Annotated in this window: 3 protein-coding genes and 1 pseudogene; 1 reads left to right on the top strand and 3 read right to left on the bottom strand. The window is 32.7% G+C overall.

The window, feature by feature from the left end; all coding sequences use genetic code 11:
* Nucleotides 1-254: 254 nt before the first annotated feature.
* Nucleotides 255-437, top strand: a pseudogene (locus C8K15_RS19820) (helix-turn-helix domain-containing protein); the annotation flags it as partial.
* 298 nt (nt 438-735) lie between these two features.
* On the opposite strand, the gene C8K15_RS20510 reads toward C8K15_RS19820, so the two are convergent.
* From C8K15_RS20510 to C8K15_RS19810, 3 genes are all read right to left on the bottom strand, one after another.
* The gene (locus C8K15_RS20510) at nt 736-894 is read right to left on the bottom strand and encodes a hypothetical protein (protein WP_158268373.1); all 159 of its coding nucleotides are present in this window, start codon (nt 892-894) and stop codon (nt 736-738) included.
* A gap of 359 nt (nt 895-1,253) precedes the next feature.
* Nucleotides 1,254-1,640, bottom strand: a complete 387-nt coding sequence (locus C8K15_RS19815; protein WP_108588107.1) for a GIY-YIG nuclease family protein — start codon at nt 1,638-1,640, stop codon at nt 1,254-1,256.
* 23 nt (nt 1,641-1,663) lie between these two features.
* Nucleotides 1,664-2,419, bottom strand: coding sequence for a DUF2087 domain-containing protein (locus C8K15_RS19810; protein WP_108588106.1), 756 nt, complete (start codon nt 2,417-2,419; stop codon nt 1,664-1,666).
* Nucleotides 2,420-2,947 lie beyond the last annotated feature (528 nt).

The raw sequence follows: 2,947 nt of genomic DNA, 5'->3' as shown, positions 1-2,947 counted from the left end.
TAACGGCAGTTAAGGCAATGCAGGAAATTGGTGTGAAAAAGACTACTTTTTATAAACTAGTCAGAGAGTATGAAGAATCTTTATAGTTAACCTATATAATAGAAGAAACTCATTTCATATATGAGATTTCCAACCGATTTGGAATACCTTTTATAAACAACTTTTAGGATTGTGCCCTTTATTTAGGAACATTCCTTTTTCATCTACTAAACGTTTAAGTAAGTATTCTTAAACGAAATCTTTTTCAATAATGTTCAGCTGCAGGTAGAGTTGCAGCTAAAGCACGAGGGCGTCTTGGTGGACGTCCAGAGAAATACGGAGATAAAGATATTGAAATGATGAAAGCTCTTATTGATGGAGGCACACCAATTAAAGATGTGGCAGAAAGATGGGGAGTTACAAGAACAACAATCTATCGTTATTTGGAACGTAAGTAATTTGCTTATAGGAGTAGGATTTCTATAAGAGTTGCAGGACATTATAAAAAGCTTCCATGCAAATATTATAAAGCCAGCTTGGGGACGTTTATTTGAAATTTTATTTTTATAGATTCCTTCTTAGATATGAGGAACGAGGGCGAATACGAAAACTGCAACTGAAGGAATGAAATAATAGTTTTTGGACGATTGTAAATTCGGTTACCGAGGAGTTTAAACAAGCAGCCTTTATATAGAAGAAACTCAATGTGTTTCTACAATTAAGAGCAAATCCATCAAAGGATTTGCTCTATGTAGACTACTGAATATTTGCCATTTCACCACTTAATTGGTGGTTTTCTGCAAGTTCCTGTTGTACTCTTTCAATCATAGTCGCTCCTACATGTTCAAGAAGAGAGATAATTGAACCCTCCGAATTTCCACTTCCTAAGAATGCTGATTTACAGATGATTTGCAAATGTATTATGGGGATAATCGAGGGGAAAGATTCACTTGATATCTATAAAGATTTGGGCTTAAAAGATTAATATCAGTTATTGTCTCTTGCTGCCACCTTTCCCCCCCTTTTGTTACCTGTGCAATTTCATCTAGAAAGTGCCACTCACTCCAATAGGCCAACCAAAGGTTAAGGTTACCGAAGAGTTAAAAAAATGTATGAATGTTTCTACTAAAACGAACGGAGCTGGTGAGTGGAAGAAGAAAATTGGGATTTATTTCTGTGTTTCATACTGTCAGTGAGTTAGGATGAATTAAAACAGCAGTCATACCGGAATTATAGGTTTAGCTATTGACTTATAATTATTTTCATTATTAAGTTTATTCATTGTTATTTAACTCCCTAAAATTATTATCGGGATTTTTTTTGTTATATCCTCGTTCTTCATATGGTTGAAGATGTTCTAACCACTTAATCTCCAGTTTCAACAACGCTTCTTTTTCGTTAAAATATGGGTTGTCTTTCTTTTTGAGCGTTTCTAATACATCAATAATGAAAGTGTCTTTTCCAAATTGTCTCCATTCTTCTTGAAGTCCTTTGTTGCTATGTGTACCTGTTTCTAGACTGAATTTTACACCATTTAACGTTTTAAAATTTCTAGTACTTCCGATAAAAATTTTTTCATTTTTAGTATTTTTAATTTGATAAATACCTGCTTCGATTGGTGTTTCTTTATATAGCTGTTTTAGTTCCTTTTTACGATCCATTTGGATTCACTCACTTTCTTTTGTTATTTTTTCAGCCAATATTGACTTCCATCTGACTTTCGATCTAAAAAGCCGTATTCGATTAAATATCTTCTGATCAAGACATAATCATCATAAATTTCGTTTAAAAGTTGATTCATTTCTTTTTCAGTATAGATGGCATCATTTTCGAATCGTTTGGTGATTTCCCGAAGAACAATCAGTCGTTGTTTTTCTTTCGGAGGAAATTTCTTTAATCGTCCACTTACCCCTTTAGGTAAAAACTTTTTAATGATTTCTTGTTGTTCCTCTTCCGTAACAGCGTATCTATCATCAACCATTTTGGCTGTTTTATGTGGAGGTATAAAGGCTGGCGCGTATTCGTCTTTTTCTTTTAATAGTTCCATAATCGCCAAAAAGGTCTTTGCTTGACGTTCTTTTTCTTTTAGCGCAAAACGGTGATGCCTAATCGTAGAGATACTTCCAATAGCCATCTCATTTTGAACTTCTTTATCACTTTTTCCCTGATAAAAAAGACGAAGGAGATGATTCTGATGGTCGGTAAGACCTGTCAGCTTTTTATCCATTCCGATTAAATATTCAAATACTGATTGGTGGGTGCTTTCGATATGAATACGCATGTATCTTTCAGCTTCATAAAGAATACTCTCATGAGGGTAAATAATCCCTTTTTCTATTTTCTCGCCGCATAGTAGACAAATATAAGAATCTTTTTCCTGAATATAACCTCGTTTCAGTTCTGCCAATGAGGCATTCCAAAAAAAATCTGATTTCTCCATTATATATAAACACATCCAATTAAAGTTTATTTGATTAACAACAAGAATATTAATATAAAGTTTACTTGTTGTCAACTAAATGAACAAACGAATCTTGTGTTTGTTTGTTTATTAGCAAACAAAATTAAATAAAGTTTGATTATTGAAGGAAAATCAACATAACTAAAAAGAATCTAGTACAAAATCATAATTTCTAGAGAAAATTAGAAGATATGAATAATATGAATGGAAAGAAGTTTATTATTATGATGAATTTATAAATGAAGAAAACCGCACTGATAGAAGTCTCACTTTATTAGTTAGCGATCATATATACTTATTCCAGAATAGGGCGCTTTAATTGAATAAAAGAAGGGCACATATTATACATTGAACTGAACCCTTATTAACGGACAGTTTAATAAAAAGGCACCTTAAAATTCATGTTACGATTAGATGACTTCGGTATTGTTCCGGAGTCATCTTTTTTAAGTTCCATTGTTTACGTGTTGTATTGTAATGTAATGTTCCATATATTCATCAACCATG

It is taken from the genome of Paenisporosarcina sp. OV554, from assembly GCF_003058165.1.
GTDB lineage: Bacteria > Bacillota > Bacilli > Bacillales_A > Planococcaceae > Paenisporosarcina.
This window is presented reverse-complemented; position numbering and strand designations above follow the sequence as displayed.